Source organism: Alphaproteobacteria bacterium, from assembly GCA_040220875.1.
Classification (GTDB): Bacteria; Pseudomonadota; Alphaproteobacteria; order JAVJVX01; family JAVJVX01; genus JAVJVX01.
This window is the reverse complement of record JAVJVX010000009.1, coordinates 340,807-361,218: the sequence shown is the minus strand read 5'-3', so window position 1 is coordinate 361,218 and position 20,412 is coordinate 340,807. Positions and strand designations below refer to the sequence as shown.

Genomic DNA, 20,412 nt, shown 5'->3' with positions numbered 1-20,412 from the left:
CTCCAGGTCATCTCGGGAAACGACGGCACTACCATCCAACACAGCCTAAAATGGAAATCTAAGATGAACCATGAGCCCCAGGAAACCGTCACCGGTGATAGTGTTAAGGGCCGTCGTCTACGGGTCGCCAAAGGCCGAAGGCCATGGTTCTTTAAAAATCCCGAATCCGATCAGCTCGTGGCAATGGTGGTCGCGTTGGCAAGTGAGCTAGCGACCCTTCGTGACCGGGTAGATGCCCACGAAAGGCTGATGGAAAAGGAAAAAGAGTTCTCCAAGAAAGCGGTGGATGCCTTTGAGCCGTCAGAAGCAGTGGCCCAAGAACGGGACGAATGGCACGCCGATTATCTGAACAGAATCTTTCGGATCTTGCAGAGCGAAATTGACGACGTAGCCAAGCAGGCAGGGGAAAAAGAATACAGGGACGTGGTAAAAAGCGTAACCCGTTAGGCATCCGCCATGATCAGAGCGAGCTAAAATTGAAGAGGGTGAGGAGAAAATGGCTATCGAAACGTCTGAGAGGGCCGGCAATCTAGCGGATACGCTCGATCAAATGATTGGGTCCGAGAATGTTCTCAAAGAGCATAGTGAGCGCGACTATATATCTCGAGACCTTAGTTACCTCCCCTATGAGCTGGCAGATATCGTAGCACGACCGGGAAATACTGAAGAACTTGCCGCGGTGGTGCAAAAAGCCGTGGCGGAGGGATACGCCGTCGTGCCTCGCGGGGGCGGTATGTCTTACACACTAGGCTATACGCCGGAACGTAAGAACACCGTATCGATCGACTTCAGCCGAATGGACAAGATCGTCGAAATCAATACCGAGGATATGTATGTAATCGTCGAAGTAGGGTGCACCTGGAAAGATCTCTACGAGACATTAAAAAAACATAATGTGCGCACCCCCTACTACGGCCCACTATCAGGGATGTATGCCACGGTTGGTGGCGCTGTCTCGCAAAATAGCGTCTATATGGGCGGTGGAGAGTTCGAGACGGCGGCCGATAGCGTAATCGGCCTTGAGGTCGTCCTTGCCAACGGCCAAATTCTTCGGACCGGCTCTTGGGTGCACAGAAACAGCAATCCCCATTTCCGCCATTTTGGTCCGAATCTCTCCGGCATCTTCACAGCTGACACGGGAGCATTCGGCCTGAAGGCAAGGGTCGCGCTTAAGTTAATAACGCTTCCGGCAGTTACGGAAACAATGTCGTTTGCATTTGATAGCCTGGAAACCATGTTCAGCGCTCAGATCGAGCTTGCGCGCTATCGGATAGCTGCGGAGACGTATGGATTTGATCCGTATTACAACGCAGCATTCGAGAAACTGGGCTTCGAATTTAAGGAGGGTGTTACGACGCTCCGTGACATCGCTACAAAGGGCGGGTTAAGTCTCGCAAATTTGTTAAAATCCTTGAAAGTAGCGGCTGCCGGCAAAAAAGTGCTCAGAGACGTTCAATACTCGCTACATGTGACCTTCAATGGCCATGATGAGGTGATGGCAAGAGCCAAGTTGAAGTTGGGACGGGAGATCTGTTTGCGTCACCAAGGGCGGGAAATCGATAACAGTATCCCAATCGTCTTTAGCACCAAGCCTTTCGATTTTGCAGGAACCATTATACTTGGTCACGATGGCGAAATCTGGCTTCCCATTCACGGCTTTGTGCCTCTTTCAAAGGCTATCCCTCTTGCACAGGCGGTTGAAAAACTTTTCGCCGACAATAGCGAACTGATGGAGAAGCACGACATCAGGACCTCATATTTGACGTGTCTTTCTGGAACCGACTTTTTAATTGAGCCCAGTTTCTACTGGTACGACGAGATCCAAAAGTTCCGTCTCGACCGAGTTTCTCCGGCCAACCAAGAAAGATGGAAAGACCGAAAACCGAATTTGGAGGCTAGAAAGGTTGCGTTAGACCTTCGCGATCAGCTTCGAGATGTATTTTTCGACTTTGGTGCGTCGCACCTGCAGATAGGGCGTTATTACAAATACCGGGAGGCCATCGAGAACGAACCGTTTTGGACTCTGCTGGAAACTTTGAAAAGTAATCTCGACCCCGACAATCTTATCAACCCAGGATCTCTGGGATTGGATACCAATCGGTAGAGTGCCCATTCCCTCAGAGAGTCCGCAATTTTCCCAGACCATGGAAACCGGCCGACATGGAATTACAGCCTAAACTTACCAGAGAATTTCCGGATTTCGACCTCGATCCAATGCCGGTGGAGCCGTACCTCTCAGATGACATCTACGATATGGAGCGGGAACGGATTTTTCGTCGCAGCTGGCTTATGGTTGGTAGGGTAGAGGAAATCCCGGATCCTGGAGATTTCCTGGTCAAGAATCTCGATGTGTTAAACGCGTCAATAATCGTTATTCGAGCGAAGAACGGAGAGGTCCGGGCATTCCATAACGTTTGTAAACACAGGGCCAGCCGTTTGTTATCGGGAACAGGATCAAGGAAATATATCACCTGCCCATTTCACGGGTGGACATACGATATCGAGGGGAATCTTCTGTCTGTCACGCAGGAGGAGGCATTCCCCTCGCTCTGCAAGAGTGAGAACGGTCTTGCTCCTGTGCATGTGGACACATGGGCAGGAAAAATCTTTATCAATCTTTTGAAGGAGCCGATGGAGTCCCTGCCTGATTTTCTTGGCGGTATGAAGGCACATTTGGATCCATACCCGTTCGAGGACTTGGTGCTGGTCGGAAAATACACCCAGGTTCTGGACGCGAATTGGAAGCTTGCGATGCACAATACGCAAGAAATTTACCATCTTCCCGGACTACATTCGCGTACCATCCCTGGCGGGTTTTCAGCCATTGAGAAGGTCAGATTCTATGGCCCGCATCAAATCGGAAGTAATGCTGGAGATGCCAACTACAAGCCAACGCCAGCCGAAAGGATAGCCCAACGGCTTGGAAGTACGGCGTCGGAGGAAGGTGCGGCTCTTTCCCGCGGCATGCGTGACCAAGCATTGAGGGGACTTAATGTCGACAACCTAAAGGGGTTTGCGTTCGACTTCGCGACTATCTTCCCCAATCACATTATGACCATAGGGGACGGCTGGGTTTTTTCTTACAATTATTGGCCAATCAGCGCAAAGAGGACTCTTCTGGAAATCAATCGATTTTACGAGCGCCCGAAAAAGCCCAGCGATGTCATCGGCCGCGAATTCGCGTTGGTTGTCATGCGGGAAGCGGACTGTGAAGATGGGCTGTCGATAGAGGAATGCCAAAAGGGTCTGAGTAGCGGCACAATGAATCATATTCATTTTGGGGATCAAGAGATCCTTTGTCGGCATCTCCACAAAGTGGCGACTGACTGGATTGCGAAAAAATAAATGACAATGACAGTGGAGAAATTGCCTGCGGATTTCAGCGCGTTGGAGTTCCTCGTACGCGAGTGGAGCGTGAGAGGCGAGCAAGCGCGCCGCGCGAAACGACTTGCCAGTAGCGCTGAGGAACTCGAAGAATTCTATAAGGCAATGATAGAAAAAATAGAAGAAATCGCGGCCTATCTGGATAGGTTTCCCTTGGAGAATTTGCCCCCCAGGGAAATGGTGCTGTTAGATCTGGCATTAATGTTTATGGAAGTGGCGCCTGCTGTTGAACTGTTCGGAAATCCGAACCTGCCATATTCTATGGATCCTGAAAGACAAGTGATTCACCAAACGAGAAGTTGAAATTCGGAGGACTAAGGCATCCTCCCGGCTTGCACTCGCCCGAGGACCGGTGCCGCGCCGCGCGCCGCTGGGCAGACACGGCAGGTCCTCCAGGCCCGGCTCCCCACTCCTAAAACCAGGCCCGGAATTCCGCGGGCCTTCCGGTCTTGCCGACAGAGCTCCCCCACTGGCCATGCGACAGGGCAAATTAGGCGCCGACACAAGTAAGTGGCGAGCCACTTTGAGCCGATAGTCTTGACAGATCGCTCCAGCGCCATAGAGTTCGATATCTAAGGAAAAATCCTCGCCGGGACCGCTGCATGTCACGCCAGGTGTTTGGCAATATCGTCCTGAACGTCCGCCAGTGGGGAAGCGGTGAGCCCCTCGTCCTGGTCCATGGGATCGGGGCCGGAAGCGACCTTTGGCTGCTGCAAGTCGAGAACCTCTCAAAATATTTCCATGTGATCGCAGTCGACTTGAGAGGTTTTGGCCGGTCTGACCGTCCACGTGGAGACCATAACTACAGCCTTCCGATAATGGCGGAGGATATCCGCAATGTAATTAGAACACTCGACCTGGGGCCGGTTCACTTTCTAGGGACATCGTTGGGCGGGTTTATCGCGCAATATCTCTACGCGACGGGCCCGGAGGATTTCCGCTCGCTCTTGCTCTGCCATACCGCCGGTCAAATGACTATGCCGGATCACGTTATTCAAGCCCGACTAACGGCAATTGAATCCATGTCGATGGATGATTATGCACAGATGGTGGTTAATCAGGCTGTTGGACCGAAAGCCGGGGAATTCGCGCGAGAATGGATTTCCGAGATATTGGCGCGAAACGATCCGGAAATTTACGGGACGGTGCTGAAGAATGTGCTCTGTGGTTTTGATATGGCGGATCAACTTTCCAAGATTCGGGTGCCGACTCTCGTCTTAGTGGGAGAGTCGGATCAGGTAATTCCTGTTGAAAGTGGCCTCCGGCTCGCCGAGGAAATTCCTAATACTGAACTCGCAGTTATTTCCGATGCCGGGCATGTAAGTTACGTGGAACAGCCGGCCGCCTTTCAAAAGTCGATCCTGAGTTTTCTGACCTGATCCGGTCAGGCCCAGCGTTCGCGACGTTTCGCTAATAGCAACGAGTACGACTGGAGACGATGATGCGCACAGCCGAACCAGATCGAAAAATGGTGGAACTTTTTAAGAAGGAGCTTGTCCTTTGCAAGGTCGGTCCGGGCCAAACGGTGGGCATTCTTTCGGAAGGGAATAGCGCTAGGGATTACGCTCTTGGCTTCATTCAGGCTGCCAAAGAACTCGGTGCAGATCCGATCGACGTTAATCTGCCTTCCCACAACGATAAATCGGCCAATGAACGGCTCGCGAACCTCGCCGATAACGCTTTAGTGGGAAATAGACAGGCGATAGAAAGGCTTAAGACTACGGATCTCGTCATAGATCTCATATTTCTTCTGTTCTCCAAGGAACAGATTGAAATTGAGTCGGGAGGTGCGCGCGTGCTCCTGGTTGTTGAGCCGCTCGAAATCCTTGAACGCCTTATGCCCACGGAGGATCAACATCGAAGAGTGCAGCTGTCCGAAGAGCTCCTCAAGAATGCCAGTCAGTTACGATTTACAAATGCCGCCGGGACCGATGTTTTATACGAACTTGGCAAGGCACGGTTGCTTCCTGAGTACGGATTCGCCGATACACCCGGTCGTTGGGATCACTGGCCAGGCGGATTTCTTTCGACCTATGCGGTGGGCGACATTCGCGGGAAGGTAGTCATGGCACCCGGCGACATTCTTTATCCGTTCAAGGAGTTCGTGAAGGACCCCATAGAATTCACCGTTATGGACGGTATGATTCAAAGCATTGATGGTGGCGAAAGCGCGCAAAAACTCCAATCGTATATGGAAAACTACGACGATCCGCGTGCCTTCGCCGTGTCACATATTGGTTGGGGCTTAAACGAAAAATGCGAATGGCGGGTCGATTTTCCGGGAGTTGGCATGGATGGCCGGGCCTATTATGGAAACGTGCTCTTCTCGACCGGCCCGAATACTGAATTTGGTGGTGATAACGATACGGCTTGCCATCTAGATCTGCCGATGAAGAATTGCAGCCTTTGGCTTGACGGCGATCTGATCCTCCGGGACGGTGAGTTTACCATCCCTGAACTAAGGGCCTCTCGGTCAGCCACATAACCTTAGACACTGTTACCTGATCTTTCTGGGAGATAGAGCGTGAGTAAACGACTACGGGATAAGGTGGCTTTGGTAACGGGCGGAGGCGGCTCAATCGGTCGGGCCATCGTTTTGAGATTTCTTGAACAGGGGGCTAAAGTCGTTGCGTGCGATCTGGACGTTCAACGTTCGAAAGAAACCCAGAAGATCGCTGGCGAAAAAGGAATAGATCATGATTTTCGATCGTTTCATCCCTGCGACCTCGCGGACCGAGTCCGAGTGGCGGAATTGGTCAATTTCATTTCTTCGGAATTCGGGCGACTCGATGTTCTCGTGAACAATGCGGGAATGGCCTATTTCAACTCGATGGAGACAGTCACTGATGAGGATTGGGATCGGACCATTTCGGATGAGCTCGATTCGGTTTTCAACATGACCCGTGCAGCCTGGCACCTTCTAAAAGAAAGCGGGAGCGCGTCCATTATTAATATCGGATCCGTCTCGGGGAAACAGGCTTACGAGGCCTTGCCCGCTATAGCTCACATGGCAGCTAAGGGCGGTGTTATTGCGATGACCAAACAACTGGCAATGGAAGGTGGCGCCTCCAATATCAGGGCCAATTCCATCTCTCCCGGGACGATAGAGACGAACCAGACTTTCGAGTTGATGAAGGACGAGTCGTGGTACACAGCCATGCTCAAGAAACTCATGATAAAGCGGCTTGGAAAGCCCGACGACGTAGCTTACGCGGCGGTCTATCTCGCTTCTCCCGAGGCTGAGTGGGTAACGGGCGCGGATTTCGCCATAGATGGCGGGACGATGGCCTGGTGAGGAACTGCAGACCCTTCAGGCGATTGGGAAAATTCGGCTCCTGACCATCTAAGGACGGGGGTTGGTGCCCATCCAACACGACCGAGCCCAGAGAGGCAGCACCTAAACAAAGAGGTGCATCGTGAGCAATGAGGTTCATCTCGCAAGAACATTGATCCACTACCTAATAGCGAGGTATACTTCGGTATCTAAATAAAAGAGCGAGAGGCCGTGGGTTCTTACTGGTCCTACCGAATTCGAGAACTAAGCAGCTCAAGAGGAGGAAATGATGAGCGTTATTGAAAAGACGGCGGGGAAAAAAGCTCGATCAAAAGATCGGGGTGACCTTGTCATCGATAGCGAGTTGGAGGCTACCCGCGCGGACCTTCTCCGCTCTCGACACCTGCCCTCGAAGTACTACACGTCCGCAGAAATTTATGAGCTTGAGCTCGAAAAAATATGGCGTAAGGACTGGATCGTGGTGGGTCGTGAGGAAGAGTTCCCGAATCCGGGTGACTACCGCGCGATGAACGTGGCCGGCGAGCCGGTCGTCATTACCCGGGCGGAGGACGGCACTCTAAATGCTTTCTCGAATATTTGTGCCCACCGGGGGACTGAAGTCGCCTATGGAGAGGGAAACACGAAGGATTTTAGCTGTCCGTATCATGCCTGGCTCTACGGCCTGAAAGGTGAGTTGATTAAGGCAACACGTACCGGGCCGATCGAAGGATTCGATCTTTCAAATTGTCGACTTCCAGAAGTAAAGCTTGATACGTGGGGCGGATTTATTTTCATAAATTTTGACGATAGCCCGCCTGCTTTGACTGATTATCTTGACGCCGATACCGTCAGAAGCGAAATGGATTTTTTGCGTATGGATGAGCTTCGCCTTGTCGATACGTATTCGTTTGAACTGGACTGTAATTGGAAACTGATCCCGGAAAATTTCATCGACGTATATCACGTCGAGGTGCTGCATAAACAGACATTCGGACGGGAATTCGGCACCGATGATTTTGAGTTCGGGCTAACGAAATACGGATGGTATGGGAAATACGAAGCGGGAACGAACGCACCGGACGGAGAGATGTTCTTCGATCCAATCCCGTGGCTAGATGATCATCCCAGTGGCGAACTCTTCGCATTTACAATGTTTGTGCGGCCCCACATGATGGTTTTCGCGCGGCAGGACCACGTTCAACCGGTGATCTGCTACCCGTTGGGGCCTGAACGTACGCTTTTAAAGGTCTTCACATTGTTGCCCCAGTCTTCTTTGAAGGCCCGCGCCTTCCCGCAGAAGGTCCGCATTCTCCATGACTATATCAAGCAGGCGACGGGCGAAGATGCGGATATGCTGGTTTCGATGCAGAAAAACTTCAAATCGTCACGATTCGCGCCTGGGCCATTTACAGTGCTGGAAAAAGCCATCCACCACAGGCTCAACAGATACCTGGACATACTGCAAGGGGATGGCGAAACGCTTTAGCCACCTATCCTAAGTCTGAGGGGTCTTTTGCGCTCCGGGACACCGCCTAAGGCCGATTGCCATCAATAGACGGGGGGGGCAGGTCCCCTCGGCCACGGGATGCGGCTCGGCCGGGCCGGATCCCCCGCAGATACGGCTCCGCCCCGCATGGCACGGCGTAGGGTCCAGCCCGTTCCCGGCCGCGCGTCTGCGAACAAGTGGCAGATGTCCGCTCAATGGTGCCTTTTTACGCGCTGTTTGGAGGGGGTTGCTCGGTCAAGGGTGAGCGCCCAACGTCAGGTCTGCAGGCGGTTACCGGGAGCAGGGAAGTCAGGTATTCCGAACGGAAAAAAGGTCGGTCTCGAGACCGCATCGGCCCTCAAAGATGGTTTAGCGAGCCCGCCTTCGCCGGCAAGAAACAAAGGGGTGTGAAAAAATGCAAAACAGGTTGCTTGGCGGTAAATGGTGATCCTGGCGCCATCGTTGATTTTGGGATTGGGAGACCGAATGTTTCGTCTAGAAAAAGATTGTCAGGCTTTTCGCTGTAAGGACGGATTGGTCAAGAAAGATCGAGCGATCCTTTAAAAGAAGCTCGCCGTCTTTTCCACGCAACAAAACGTCCTTTCGCTTTCCTGCAAAAATGTCCGTCTCGGTCTCAGTTCGATTTCTGTACACCAGGAAGCGACTCTCCGACTCTATGCGCTCGTCTGTTTCATCCTTAACTCTGATGTTGGTTACAAAGTGGGACGTCCGCGAGAGCGGCTCTTCAGCCCAGTGGTCGCCTCCCAGCAACTGCTCAACCCGTTGTTCGAGCGCGAATTTCCCCTCGTCGAACCAGTTCAGGTCACGCCCTGGACTCGTGTATTCCTCGTCATAATGACCCGCGGGAAAATTCCGAGCGATGGGCATCCAGTAATGGAGATCCTCGTGGAGCAGATCAAGCCATTCTGTAAACCTGCGTGCGTCCAGAAGTTCCGCCTCCAGCAGAAAGAACTGTTCGACCTCGCTACGAAGCAGCAGGAGGCGAATCTTGTCCTCATTTATTTTCGACGTCGGCGCATTCATTTCTCGTCGTCTCCTTGTCCCGGCCCGTCGTCCATAACTTTCGCCCAATGTTCGAAATATGATCTCTGATTTTGTTCGGTAATGCCTTCCGTGACTTGAACGTTGGGTCCGAACCAGGGGACGGGCCAGTTTCTTTTCTCGTACCCAATCCCCATTTCGTAATTGAATGGATAACGGCTTGCAACTGACCCCCGTGATCCTTCGTGGGCGTAGAGCCAGTTTTCCATATCGTCCTGCTCTGTCTGACCAGCAGGGCCCTGGTAACGTATGGCGTAATGACGCATGACGTCCTTGACTTCCGTCGGAGCGTCCTTCGGGACGAGGAAAATTCTCCACACTTCGGTCTCGTTAGGTCCGGACGGATGCCAGGACGCTATGCTCATTGTGACCCGTGAATAAGACAGGTTCGGGAAGATCGTGCCATGATGGGGGAACCATCTGGCTTTCTCCTTCAATTTTTCGCGTCTCTTATAGAATGCCTGTCGAAAGTATTCCTCAACAATTGGCATCTCCTGATAGATCGGAACGTAGTCGTGGTCGCCTTTGAAAAGCTGGCCTAAGGCTGTGTGGCCGGTCTTGTCCACCGCGATATTAAGCCGGTATGGAGCCTCGGCTCTGGTAACCGGGTCGTAGGTATGCCGACCCTTCTGCCCGCTTGGGGAGAAGGAAACCCTGTCGGCCGAGGAATGACTAAAATTGTGGTAGTAATCCCCGGAGAAATTTTCAGCGCCAAACTTCCAGTTGCATGGAATCTTCCATTTTATAATGCCGCCAAAGGCCTCCCACTCTCCTTCACCTCCGTCGTACATTCCAATAAAGGCGTCGAAGAAGAATAGCGAGCTACCCATATACTCTTCGAAAGAGGGCCCGTCCTGATTCCAGGTCGCCCAGATAGTTCCCCGATGGACATGCGCTCTGGCCTCAACGAGGCCCCATTTCGATGGGTCCAGCTTTTTGTGGTAGGCTGAATCAAGCTTGGGAACTTTTACTAACTTTCCCTCGTTCGAGAAGGTCCAGCCGTGATAGGGACATGAGAAGAAGCTGGTGTTCCCTCGGTCGTAGCGGCAGACGCGCATACCCCGATGGCGGCAGTTATTCAGGAGAACGTGAATTTTGCCCTTTTCATCTCGGGTGACGATGACTGATTCTTCGCCCATGCGTCCAAGAATATAGTCCCCCGGACTGGCTATCTGGTTTTCGTGACCGACAAATAACCAGGAGCGTGAAAAAATCTTTTCCTGTTCTTCATCGTAGATACGTCTGTCAGTGAAGATTTCTCGACGGACTATTCCGTTCTCTACATCAACTGATGATCCGAGATGTCTGGGGCTATTTCCGTGACCGCAAGAATGCATAGTCTTCTTCTCCAAGGACGTCCGGGCGGGCATTTTCCTTCTCTGGATCAGCCTCTAATTCGAAACTTCGATACCGAAGCATTATATCTCAGAGGCTAGTGAGGTCAAGCGATGCGCTGACGACACCACCCGAGATCTGCGCCGTTCGGCTGAAATGGGATTAAGTGTTAAAAGCCGGTAGCCCAGCGGTTCGAGACTTGCTTGGGGCGCTGACTGGGCGAACAGAGGTATTCTTCGGGATAGAATTTGGGATGTTGAGCGAGGTGGAGTTTCACTTGTTGTAAGGCAGCTAGGTTGGGGCGATATAGATGAGTCCTGAAATGTTCGGGCAGAGTTGTCTTCGCAGACCCCGCGGCCAGTTGCCGTATGCCCGTTTCAGAAGGGCGTAACCATTCTAGACGTCGTGCCAAAGAACGGCTTCGCGACTGGGGCATCAGCCTTTGGGCCATGGAGGTTTCACCAATCTGCCGGTTCATTCCAGGGACTGGCCCCATCCGCATTTCCTTAAGTGGCACCGCGATAATTGTTTCAAGGCTTGATCGGAGCAGCGATTGGTCGGTCCTGTCGGGCTTATCGATAGAGCCATTGAAGCAATTTTCTTCGGGAAGGCATCGGTCGGATTGGAAAAGACCGGGAAAAAGCCAGGAATCCGTCCTATACTGCGCTGAGCCGGCGGGACAGTCAGTCGGTCGGCGCGGGCCCGGCAGCAAAACAGGTCGGGTGGGGACGAGGGACAAGCGACGAGGGACGAGGGGGGTGTGCCATGGTCGAGGCGCCGGAAAAAGTCGATCTGCTGATCGTCGGGGCGACGCTTGTCACGATGGATGGCGAAAGGCGGATTCTGACCGATGGCGGGTTGGCAATCCGGGGCGACAGTATCGCGGGCGTGGGCAAACGCCGCGATATCGAGACAAGGTTTGTCGCGGACGAGAAGATCGAGGCAGGGCGGTTTGTCGTCACGCCGGGATTTGTCAACGGGCATATTCATATAACCGGCGAACAGATCCTGCGCGGCTATGTCCCCGACAATCTGGATTGGCGCGAGATGGTCGAGGGCTGGCTGGTGCCGATTTATTCCTCGCAAACGCCGGAAGAGGAACGGATCGCAGCCAAATTCGCCGCTCTCGAAATGCTCCGTTCCGGCACAACCTGTTTTCTCGAGGCGGGCACAGTCGGCAATCTGGATGCGGTCATGGACGGCCTGAGGGAGACCGGCATTCGCGGTCGTCTTGGGCGCTGGACCATGGATCGGACAACCGACCCGGACGCGGACCAGAGCGCACTGACAGATAACGCGATTCGCGGGCTTGAGGATGAATTGGCCAGATACCCGGCCGAAGGAGATCCCCGACTGGCGGCCTGGCCTGAACTGGTCGGCCACACCTGGATCACGGATGAGCTCTGGCGGGCCGCCAAAAGTCTCGCCGATGCGAAAGGCGTCGGCGTCTCGGCGCATATGAGCCCGGCCGAGGCCGACCCGGCGTGGTATCTGGAGACCACCGGGCGGCGTCCTATCGAACATCTCGCGGAGCTCGGTGTCCTGGGGGACAACCTCGCACTGACTCATGTGGTCCATACCGATGATCACGAGGTTGCGCTCCTGGCGGAAAGTGGGACGACCGTGACGTTCTGTCCAACCGCCTCGACAAAGGGGGCTTATGGTGCCTCTCGCCTGGGCAAGCATCCCGAAATGGCGGCGCGCGGGATCAACATCATGGTTGGCACGGATGGCACCAATAACGGGAACTCTGCCGATTTCATGCGGGCGCTGTTTTCGATCGGCGCCGTTTTCCGTGACGGGCGCCATGACGCAAGCCTCTTCCCGGCACATGAGGTGCTCACCATGGGAACGCTGAACGGCGCGCGCGGCCTTGGGCTGGCGGACCGGATCGGGTCACTCGAGGTCGGGAAAAAAGCGGATTTCGTGCTTCATGACACCGACCGGATCGAATGGCGGCCATTATTCAATGTCATCAATCAGCTTATCTGGTCGGCCGATGGCCGGGGCGTGCACAGCGTCTGGGTGGACGGGCGGCGCGTCGTCGACAATTACCGGTGCACGACGATCGACGAGGAAAGTCTTCTGGTGGAGGTCCAGGCTGCGGGCGAGGCCCTGGCTGCGCGGACCGGCCTGCCCCTGGTAATGCCTTGGCCTGTCCGGTGATCGCCTGGAGAACCGGTTGTCTTCCCCTGGAGCCTAAGCCCATATCCGCCGATCCCCGGGACGATCGCACGAAGGCAGGCTGGCGCCCAGCGTAACCCGGAAGCCATTCTCCATGTCGGTCCTTTTCGGCTTGTCAGGGGCTGACGAGTCCGACCCGGGCGATCCCGTCGCGCGGGCAACCATCTCCGTCTGGCGCAATACGGTTCGGCTGATGTTGACTCGCGTCAATGCATCGGGTTCGGATTGGTGCTGCTTTGAGAAAGCGATTTTACCGGTGTCCGGCGAGTCGGCACCGTTCTCGAGGAAGCCTTGGCGCAGTCGGCGCAAGCCGGGAATGCGGATCTTAAAAAGGCCTGCGTCGACGCCCGGTCATTCACTCAGATTTAAACGGAAAAACGAAGAACGTCGGGCATCGACGCAGGGGAGTGGAGCGAAAACCGGGAACGGTTGTCCGCGCCGCCTGCGGCTCCAGTTTCGGCGGAATTGTGGTGCGAGGAGGTTCCACAAAAACGAGGTCGCGGGACGGCCGGGAGCCTCAACGATTCCCTTGTCAGATACCTAGCCGGCGGCATCGATAGGGTCACCACCCGGAATGAGGGGTGACGGTCAGGCCGGAAGCTTTTTACGTTTGACGCGACGCTCCGGGGCTCTGCCCCGGCCGGCGTCGGAGGCCGGACAAACGTTCAAGCATAGATATGGGGCAGGCTCCATGGGTCCCTTGATTGACACCATCGTCGGTAATCCGGGCGACTATCCAAGCGGCAAGCTGAGAAAGGGGCAGACGCTGCGCATCATCGATCTCGATGGCCAGCAATGCGCGGATTTTTCCTCTTTCAATCTCCATAATCCAGTCGAGCAGTATAACGGCCCGCTGTCACAGGCGATCAACAGCTCGTTCCAGTTCACGACCGGCTCGGAATTCTATACCGATCGGGGCAACCTCATGTGGACGATGATGGCCGATACCTGCCCCACGGCGGCGCATTATTCGGGCGGCGGCTTTTGCTCGAACGCGATGAACGACGCGGTCGGGTCCGATATTCATGGCGTGACGGGCTCGCCCGGCCGCCGGGGCTGCCGCGAGACAATTGAGCTTGGCCTTGAAGCGAACGGGATATCCCCCCGGGCCCTCGATTCCCTGTCCTGCTTCAATTTTTTCATGACCATCGGCAACGATCCCGACGGGATTTACGAAATCCGGGTCGGGAAATCCAAGCCCGGCGACTATGTCGATCTCCGGGCGGAAATGGACATCCTGTGGGTCTGTTCGTGCTGCCAGTTTCTTGGCCCCGTCAATGGTACGGCGCCGAGCCCGCTCAAATTCGAAACCTATGACGTGACCTGACGATGTCGAGTGCCGGGGATACGGAAATTACCACAGGAGCTTGCCTGCTGGATGTTACGGCCGAGCCGGGCGAAATCGTCAGCGGCATCTGCCGGACGGGCCAGCTCCTTCGGGTAACCACCCCGAACGGGCACCAGGTGGGGGATTTGTGTTTCTTTTCCCTCGACGACCCGACCGTCGGCATGGACGGCCCCTATACCCAGATGTTTGCTCACCACTGGCGGCTGGCCAGCGGCATGCGGATCCTGTCGCGGCTCTGCCAGCCCATGTGGACGATCGTCGAGGATGATTGCGGCGAACATTACACAGGCGGCGGTCTGTTCCGCGGCGACATCGCTTCGGTCGTGGATCGCGTGCCGGGGCTGAAGATGCCGTTGGACGGGGAGGGGAACCGCGAGCGCATCGAACGCGAAATGGGGCGTTTCGGCATGTCGCCGCTCTGTCTCGATTCGGCCAACTGCTTCAATGCCTTCATGCATGTCGGCTATGATGCGGACGGCGTTTTCGAGATTCGCCGCTCTCCAGCGCCTCCGGGTGCCCGCCTCACGCTGGAGGCGATGGATACGGTCCTTTGGATTGGCTGCGTCAATCCGTTTCTCGGCGCGATAAACGGAGATGAGCCCGGACCCCTGCGCTTCCAGACCTTCGATCGGTCCGGCGGCGCGCCCGTCTGAATACCGCACTCGCCATAGTCTGCCATCGCGGGGCGTCCTGCGAAGTGCCGGCTCGGGGCTGCCCGTCCGGTCAGGCGCGTGCTTTCGGCGGCCAGGCCCTCGGGAAGGAAACGGGGTCGTCCCCGATGGGCTGTCCCGGCTCGAGCGTCGGCTCGAGCGCCTGCGGTGGCGCCATCTTCCGTTTCTTGTAGACAGCATCGTCGCCCGCATAGCGCACCGTGATCGCCCTTCGGGTCTGTGTCTCGGACCGGTTACCGCCACCGCCGTGCAGGGTGGCGATGTCGTGAATAACGAGGTCGCCAGGCTCCGGTGTGAAATACACGATGTCGAATTCGTCCTCGTGGCCGTCGATCTCCGGTACGAGAACGCCGTCATCGTCAGGGCTGGCGGCGTTGCTAACGAAATAATTCACCTTGTAGACCACAGACGGCCGGTGCGAGCCACGGACATAGCCGACCGTCCCGGTATCGCGCGTCTCGGAATCGCACGGCATGCGCACGGCGCAGATCTGCAGGCCCTCGTAGTGACCGTAACCGTAATCCTGGTGCCAGGCCGTTTTCTCGCGAGTGAGCGGACCTTTTACCAGAACCTGATCGCCGTAAAGGTAGGCATGGCTCGACTGCATCAATGTTGCGGCAACCTCGGGCATGGGAGAGTGCAGGCAAAGGTCCCGCACTGTCTGGTTGTGCATCCAGGCGTTCCCGGCGTGGAAGAACTGGCCCCGTTCCGCCGCAGTGTCCGAGACCGCCTCATCGATCAGCACCTGGCCGGAAAGGGCCGGGTTGGTCCGTGCCGTCAGTGCGGCATAGTCATTGTCCGACGTCCAGTCAGAACCTGCGACAAAGCCTTTGACCTGATCAGGATCGTTGGACATCAGGCCCAGGTTGGTCAGGCTCGCCGCCGTCGAAATCGGATTTTCCATGATGTCGGTGATTGCCGCGCGCAGCTCGCCCACCCAGTGCTGGTCGATGATTTTGCGGAGATGGACGACACCGTCGCGCTGATAGGTGGCAATCTCGTCATCCGTGACAGGGCGGAGAAGGGCCATCGCAAAGTTCCTCCCGAGACGATTATCGCGATTTTATCCGCCAATCCTAACAACAGGGCCCGGTGGGCAGGCCTTGTGGATTTGCATGGCGGGCAAGGCGAAATTGCAACATTCCTTGGCCCGGTGCCCGGCAGGAGGGGGTAGAGTTTCCCCAGGGCGCGCGGACGCGCCCGGCCGGGCTGGCAAGGTCTCGGGGGCGTGAGACATGGGAAAACGCAAGGCGGTCGCCGCGACTCGCAGGCGGGAGGGTTTGATGCGCTCCCGGCTGGCCGTACCCGCCACCGCCAGCCTGATCAGTCGGGATCGGCTTTTGGCCAAGGTTGCCCGGGCGCGGGCGTTTCCGCTGACCTTTCTGTCCGCACCCGCCGGCTATGGCAAGACCTGCCTCATGGCGCAATGGGCGGAAGAGTTGCGGGCACATGGCGAGTCGGTTTCCTGGGTCACGCTGGACCCGGCCGACAACAATCTCGAGGGTATCGTCACCTGTCTGACCGAAGCGCTTCGCCAATACGATGAGACGGCCGCGGCCCCGCCGGCCAATCTCCTGGGCCGAGCCTCGGCGAGCTCCGTGAACGCTATTGCCACGCATTTTGTCAATGTGATCGATAGCCTCGAACGGGAGATCTGGCTCTTTCTGGACGACGTCGAGAATCTTTCAGCGGAGCCGGTCCTTGGGCTTCTTTCCGGTCTCGCGACCTATCAACCCCGCAATCTCAGGCTGATCCTGTCGGGACGGCGCAACCCCGGTCTGCCATTCGCTGAACTGAAGGGGCGGGGCCGGCTGTGGGAAATCACCCGGGAAGACCTGAACTTTCTGCCGGAAGAGATCGCGGCCTTTTTTCGGGCGAACAATCTGGACGATCTGGCGGGTCCCGATATCGAAGCTCTCAGCCGGCTGACCGAGGGCTGGGGCGCCGCGTTGCGGCTTGTGCTGTTATCCCTGCGGGAAAAAAAGGCCGACCAAAGGCAGGCCTTCATCCACTCCCTTTCCGGACGGACGGAAGCGATCACCAATTTTCTGGCGGAGGCAGTATTCCGTAAATTGCCTGCGTCGCAGCAAAAGTTCCTGATCGAAACCTCGATCCTCGACAGATTCTGCCCCGCCTTGTGCGAGGCGGTGACCGGAAATACGGACAGCCAGAAATGTCTGGACGAGCTTCTGGCGGCGAACCTGTTTGTCCACGGGCTCGACGAGGAGGGCCAGTGGTACCGCTACCATGTCCTGTTTCGGGAATTTCTTGGGGGTAAGGCGGCACAGGACAAAGGCTTTGATTCCCTTGCCGCCCACCGGCGGGCCGCACTCTGGTTTTCCGATGCCGGGATCTTCGCTGCCGCCCTCGACCATGCTTTCGCCGCCGGAGATACGGTGCTGGGGGCCCGCCTCCTCGATCAGTGGGCGGATGTCATCATCACCGGCCGGGGGATGGAGAATATCGACACCTATTTCGCCCGCATCCCTGACGAGGACTTGCGCGCTTATCCGAAGGCACGGCTGGTTCAGGCCTGGGCGCTGATGTTGCGGTGGCAGTTCGATCCGGCCCGCCGGATCCTTTCGGAGACGGAAAACCGTCTGGCCGCGTCCCGGACCGGCAGGAAGGATGACGCGGCGGTCGCCCTTGCCGACCGGGCGCTTCATACCCGGTTGATGCTGGCGGTATTTTCGGACGACGTCGATACGATGTGGCGGCTCGGGCAAGCCTATCTCGCCCGTGAGCCGCGTGATCCCTATCTGAAGGGTACGGCCCAGGCGGCGCTTATCCAGGCGGAGAGGGAGCAGTACGAGTTCTCGCAGATAGACACGCGCGCCCTGATTGCTCAGGAATGTTTCGACGCCTCGGCCCGGCGGGAAATCGGCCACGGATTTCTTGCCGCCATCTATGGTGCAAGCAAGGCTGTTCAGGGTGATTTGGACGAGGCGGCCGCGCTCTATGAAGAGGGGCTCGCCCTGCTGCTTCGTCAACGCCCGGCCGATTCGCCCGTCGCCGCGGTCATCGGACCGCTCCTGGCGGATATCTCCTACGAGAGAGACGATCTGACGGAGGCGCGCCGGCTATTGGACCTCTATCTGCCCGTTGTCGGGGAGCTCGGCTTTGTCGACCAGCTCGTCGCCGGTTATCGATGCGCGGCCGCGATCAGTTTCAGAGACAAGGGCCTGAAGGCCGGGCTAAGCGTCTTGACCAAGGGCGAGGCTATCGCCCAGTCAAAAGGGTTTCGTCGCCTCTCCGAGGCGCTGCTTGAAGAAAGATTGAGGCAATTGCTCGAATGTCGGGAATTCGCCCGGGCGCGCCATTTGGCTGACCGGACCGGGCTGACCGGGCGGCCGGAAGCCTTTCATCCGGGCGCACCCGCCTCAATCGCCGACCAGATCCGAATGATGGCCTGGACTCGGTTGATGATCGCCGATGGGCGGCCGGATGTGGCCTTGCGCGCACTCCAGAAATGGACACGGCTCATCGAGAGCCGGGGGGCCTTTCGCCTACTTGTCCCGTTGCGTCTGTTGGAGGCACGCGCGGAACTGTCCCGGGGCGAAACCACAGCCGCGCGCCGCGCGTTCCGCGCCGCTCTCAAGCACGGACTCTTTGCCGGGCTCGTTCGGACGTTTCTTGATGAGGGGCAGGGCATTCGCGCACTTCTGGTCGACTATGCCGAAGGACTTGCCGCCGATAACGAGGCGATGCAAGCCTATGCTCGTCGCCTTCTGGCCGGGCTCGATCGTGAGTCCAAGAGCAATCCGCCGGCCCTGACCGTGGCCGCAATCGAGGAAGACGGGAGCACGCCTTCGCTTGAGACGCTCAAGAACCGGGAATTCGAAATTCTTCAACTCGTGGGCAGCGGCCTTTCGAACCGGATGATCTCCGGCAGCCTGGGGCTCACGGAGAATACGGTCAAATGGTACCTCAAGAAGGTGTTTGCGAAGCTTCACGTCCAATCGCGGTCCGAAGCGGTGATGAGAGCCCGTCAGCACGGTCTCATCCGTTAGGGGCCCGCTCTCCCTCGGGATTCCAGCGAACACCACCCGTGACGGGGGGTGTAGCCCCCCGTATTCACCGCTAGCGTAGACGGATAGCGATCGAAAGCACCCGGCCCGAAAGAGGGTATGGCGGGTGCACCGTCAAGGGAGGGCGGAGATGGAAGATCTCGGAGACCTGGCCGCGAAGTCCAGGGATGCAGACGCCTGGCGCCCGCCCATGCGTTTTGGCCTGATCGATGAAGCCTGTGTCCCGCATGGTGTCTCATTCTACCAGCGCTATCGCGAAATGATCGACGAGGCTGTGCTGGCGGAGGAGATGGGATTCGATTTCTGGGGGAGTTCCGAGCATCATCATCTGGTCGATATCGGCATAAGCTCGCCGGAAGTCTTTTTCGCCGCCGTCGCCCAGCACACATCGCGCATTCGCTTGCGTCACATGGTCCGGCTGGCCCTGTCCTTCAACCATCCTCTCAGGATCGCCGAACAGACGGCCACTCTCGATCTTGTCTCGAACGGCCGGGTGGATTTGGGGCTGGGCCGCTCGAATCAGGAAATCCAACTGGACGCCTTCGAAGTCGATCCGGGGGACACGCGCGAACAGATGATGGAATCACTCGAAGTCATCATGAAGGCTTTCAGTGGTGAATCATTTACTCACAAGGGAAAGAACTGGACGATTGAGACCCCGGTGCATCTCACTCCGCGTCCGCTCCAGACCCCGCATCCCCCAATTTTTCTTTCCGCGACAAGCGAAACGATGCACAAGCGAACCGGAGAGCTTGGCCTCGGCCTGTTGTCCTGGGACAAATATATGGGCTGGGACCGGGCGGAGAAGCACGCCAGACTCTACAAGGAGGCGATTGCCGAGGCACCGGACCAGGTCAGCCCCTTGCGCAACGACAACCTCTCGTTTCTCGTCATTCCGGCTTTCTGCGCCGAAACCGAGAACGAGGCACGGGAGAAAGGCGCGCCGATCGCCCTCGAGTTCATTCAGATGATCGTTAAGGTATTCCCATCGCTTGCAAACCGGTCATCCGACTACGATTACATGCGCGAATTCGCGGAGCTGGAAAAATACCAGAACGACATTGATTTCTTTCTGGAGAACTCGCCGGGCCTGATGGTCGGAACGCCGGACCATTTCGTCAAACAGATCCGGCGGCTTCACGATATCGGCTACGACGAAGTCATTCTCCGGATCGACGGCGCGATGGAACACGACGACCATATGCGGGCAATCAAGATGATCGGCGAGGAGGTCATCCCCGAGGTCAAGAACCCGCTGAACGTCGTGCGATCAGGGCTGTTTCCCAAGGGTGCGCTCCCCTGACCGGGAAGGCGCGCCGTCAGGTGTTGAAGGGCGTCGGTTTCATTCTGAAGGAATCGAGCCCGCCGCGCACTTGGGTGCTCTGATAGAATTCGACGGCTGGCGAGACTTCCGCCAGAGAAAGCACGAGATTTTTCAACGCCTCTTCTTCCGGCGGCATCTCGTTCAGCTTGAAGCTGTTGAGGTGGTCCATCACCGGATCGATCTTCTCCAGGACGGTCACATAAAACGCTTCAACCTCCTCATAGGGGGAAGCCATGCGCTTCTGATGGCGGTCGACTTCGGTCGGGAGCGCCCAATCGGCGTACTTCTCTAGGTCGGAAAATTGCGGAGGAAACAT

Annotated in this window: 17 protein-coding genes; 13 read left to right on the top strand and 4 right to left on the bottom strand. The window is 56.6% G+C overall.

Annotation, left to right across the window (positions count from 1 at the left end):
* Window positions 1-63: 63 nt before the first annotated feature.
* The 8 genes from RLQ26_11175 to RLQ26_11140 all read left to right on the top strand — a co-directional run bounded on the left by RLQ26_11175 (window position 64) and on the right by RLQ26_11140 (window position 8,144).
* On the top strand, window positions 64-447 hold the full coding sequence (locus tag RLQ26_11175; GenBank protein MEQ9089285.1) for a hypothetical protein: 384 nt from the start codon (window positions 64-66) through the stop codon (window positions 445-447).
* 49 nt (window positions 448-496) lie between these two features.
* Window positions 497-2,104: an FAD-binding oxidoreductase gene (locus RLQ26_11170; GenBank protein MEQ9089284.1), complete on the top strand. Its 1,608-nt coding sequence runs from the start codon at window positions 497-499 to the stop codon at window positions 2,102-2,104.
* 56 nt (window positions 2,105-2,160) lie between these two features.
* Window positions 2,161-3,345: an aromatic ring-hydroxylating dioxygenase subunit alpha gene (locus RLQ26_11165; GenBank protein MEQ9089283.1), complete on the top strand. Its 1,185-nt coding sequence runs from the start codon at window positions 2,161-2,163 to the stop codon at window positions 3,343-3,345.
* Window positions 3,346-3,351: 6 nt separating this feature from the next.
* Window positions 3,352-3,687, top strand: coding sequence for a hypothetical protein (locus RLQ26_11160; protein ID MEQ9089282.1), 336 nt, complete (start codon window positions 3,352-3,354; stop codon window positions 3,685-3,687).
* Window positions 3,688-3,986: 299 nt separating this feature from the next.
* Window positions 3,987-4,763: an alpha/beta fold hydrolase gene (locus RLQ26_11155; GenBank protein MEQ9089281.1), complete on the top strand. Its 777-nt coding sequence runs from the start codon at window positions 3,987-3,989 to the stop codon at window positions 4,761-4,763.
* Window positions 4,764-4,825: 62 nt separating this feature from the next.
* The gene (locus RLQ26_11150) at window positions 4,826-5,869 is read left to right on the top strand and encodes a leucyl aminopeptidase (GenBank protein MEQ9089280.1); all 1,044 of its coding nucleotides are present in this window, start codon (window positions 4,826-4,828) and stop codon (window positions 5,867-5,869) included.
* Window positions 5,870-5,908: 39 nt separating this feature from the next.
* A complete protein-coding gene (locus RLQ26_11145) occupies window positions 5,909-6,679 on the top strand; it encodes an SDR family oxidoreductase (GenBank protein ID MEQ9089279.1) in 771 nt (256 codons plus the stop codon).
* 268 nt (window positions 6,680-6,947) lie between these two features.
* Complete coding sequence (locus RLQ26_11140) at window positions 6,948-8,144, top strand: aromatic ring-hydroxylating dioxygenase subunit alpha (protein ID MEQ9089278.1); 1,197 nt, start codon at window positions 6,948-6,950, stop codon at window positions 8,142-8,144.
* A 495-nt stretch (window positions 8,145-8,639) separates the two neighbouring features.
* On the opposite strand, the gene RLQ26_11135 is transcribed toward RLQ26_11140, so the two are convergent.
* Both RLQ26_11135 and RLQ26_11130 read right to left on the bottom strand, forming a co-directional pair.
* Window positions 8,640-9,188, bottom strand: a complete 549-nt coding sequence (locus RLQ26_11135; protein MEQ9089277.1) for a 3-phenylpropionate/cinnamic acid dioxygenase subunit beta — start codon at window positions 9,186-9,188, stop codon at window positions 8,640-8,642.
* Complete coding sequence (locus tag RLQ26_11130) at window positions 9,185-10,558, bottom strand: SRPBCC family protein (protein MEQ9089276.1); 1,374 nt, start codon at window positions 10,556-10,558, stop codon at window positions 9,185-9,187. Before RLQ26_11130 ends, RLQ26_11135 begins: the two co-directional genes overlap by 4 nt.
* Window positions 10,559-11,306: 748 nt before the next feature.
* Here RLQ26_11130 and RLQ26_11125 point away from each other — a divergent pair.
* The 3 genes from RLQ26_11125 (at window position 11,307) to RLQ26_11115 (ending at window position 14,726) form a co-directional block, all read left to right on the top strand.
* Window positions 11,307-12,707: an amidohydrolase family protein gene (locus RLQ26_11125; protein MEQ9089275.1), complete on the top strand. Its 1,401-nt coding sequence runs from the start codon at window positions 11,307-11,309 to the stop codon at window positions 12,705-12,707.
* A 709-nt stretch (window positions 12,708-13,416) separates the two neighbouring features.
* Complete coding sequence (locus tag RLQ26_11120; protein MEQ9089274.1) at window positions 13,417-14,052, top strand: urea carboxylase-associated family protein; 636 nt, start codon at window positions 13,417-13,419, stop codon at window positions 14,050-14,052.
* A 2-nt stretch (window positions 14,053-14,054) separates the two neighbouring features.
* Complete coding sequence (locus RLQ26_11115; GenBank protein MEQ9089273.1) at window positions 14,055-14,726, top strand: urea carboxylase-associated family protein; 672 nt, start codon at window positions 14,055-14,057, stop codon at window positions 14,724-14,726.
* 70 nt (window positions 14,727-14,796) lie between these two features.
* Here RLQ26_11115 and RLQ26_11110 read toward each other — a convergent pair whose 3' ends face one another.
* Window positions 14,797-15,774, bottom strand: a complete 978-nt coding sequence (locus tag RLQ26_11110; protein MEQ9089272.1) for a phytanoyl-CoA dioxygenase family protein — start codon at window positions 15,772-15,774, stop codon at window positions 14,797-14,799.
* A gap of 253 nt (window positions 15,775-16,027) precedes the next feature.
* Between RLQ26_11110 and RLQ26_11105 the strand changes: the two genes are divergently transcribed.
* Together RLQ26_11105 and RLQ26_11100 are read left to right on the top strand one after the other, a co-directional pair.
* Window positions 16,028-18,754, top strand: coding sequence for a LuxR C-terminal-related transcriptional regulator (locus RLQ26_11105; GenBank protein MEQ9089271.1), 2,727 nt, complete (start codon window positions 16,028-16,030; stop codon window positions 18,752-18,754).
* Window positions 18,755-18,902: 148 nt separating this feature from the next.
* Window positions 18,903-20,075 carry an LLM class flavin-dependent oxidoreductase gene (locus RLQ26_11100; protein ID MEQ9089270.1) on the top strand — a complete coding sequence of 391 codons (1,173 nt, stop codon included), beginning with the start codon at window positions 18,903-18,905 and terminating at the stop codon, window positions 20,073-20,075.
* Between the two features lie 16 nt (window positions 20,076-20,091).
* On the opposite strand, the gene RLQ26_11095 is transcribed toward RLQ26_11100, so the two are convergent.
* Window positions 20,092-20,412: a hypothetical protein gene (locus RLQ26_11095; protein ID MEQ9089269.1), complete on the bottom strand. Its 321-nt coding sequence runs from the start codon at window positions 20,410-20,412 to the stop codon at window positions 20,092-20,094.

What these genes read in the sequence shown, in the direction of transcription:
- RLQ26_11175 (MEQ9089285.1), top strand. Translation starts at nt 64, where the DNA reads ATGAACCATGAGCCCCAGGAAACCGTCACCGGTGATAGTGTTAAGGGC.
- RLQ26_11170 (MEQ9089284.1), top strand. Translation starts at nt 497, where the DNA reads ATGGCTATCGAAACGTCTGAGAGGGCCGGCAATCTAGCGGATACGCTC.
- RLQ26_11165 (MEQ9089283.1), top strand. Translation starts at nt 2,161, where the DNA reads ATGGAATTACAGCCTAAACTTACCAGAGAATTTCCGGATTTCGACCTC.
- RLQ26_11160 (MEQ9089282.1), top strand. Translation starts at nt 3,352, where the DNA reads ATGACAGTGGAGAAATTGCCTGCGGATTTCAGCGCGTTGGAGTTCCTC.
- RLQ26_11155 (MEQ9089281.1), top strand. Translation starts at nt 3,987, where the DNA reads ATGTCACGCCAGGTGTTTGGCAATATCGTCCTGAACGTCCGCCAGTGG.
- RLQ26_11150 (MEQ9089280.1), top strand. Translation starts at nt 4,826, where the DNA reads ATGCGCACAGCCGAACCAGATCGAAAAATGGTGGAACTTTTTAAGAAG.
- RLQ26_11140 (MEQ9089278.1), top strand. Translation starts at nt 6,948, where the DNA reads ATGAGCGTTATTGAAAAGACGGCGGGGAAAAAAGCTCGATCAAAAGAT.
- RLQ26_11135 (MEQ9089277.1), bottom strand. Translation starts at nt 9,188, where the DNA reads ATGAATGCGCCGACGTCGAAAATAAATGAGGACAAGATTCGCCTCCTG.
- RLQ26_11125 (MEQ9089275.1), top strand. Translation starts at nt 11,307, where the DNA reads ATGGTCGAGGCGCCGGAAAAAGTCGATCTGCTGATCGTCGGGGCGACG.
- RLQ26_11120 (MEQ9089274.1), top strand. Translation starts at nt 13,417, where the DNA reads ATGGGTCCCTTGATTGACACCATCGTCGGTAATCCGGGCGACTATCCA.
- RLQ26_11115 (MEQ9089273.1), top strand. Translation starts at nt 14,055, where the DNA reads ATGTCGAGTGCCGGGGATACGGAAATTACCACAGGAGCTTGCCTGCTG.
- RLQ26_11110 (MEQ9089272.1), bottom strand. Translation starts at nt 15,774, where the DNA reads ATGGCCCTTCTCCGCCCTGTCACGGATGACGAGATTGCCACCTATCAG.
- RLQ26_11105 (MEQ9089271.1), top strand. Translation starts at nt 16,028, where the DNA reads ATGCGCTCCCGGCTGGCCGTACCCGCCACCGCCAGCCTGATCAGTCGG.
- RLQ26_11100 (MEQ9089270.1), top strand. Translation starts at nt 18,903, where the DNA reads ATGGAAGATCTCGGAGACCTGGCCGCGAAGTCCAGGGATGCAGACGCC.
- RLQ26_11095 (MEQ9089269.1), bottom strand. Translation starts at nt 20,412, where the DNA reads ATGTTTCCTCCGCAATTTTCCGACCTAGAGAAGTACGCCGATTGGGCG.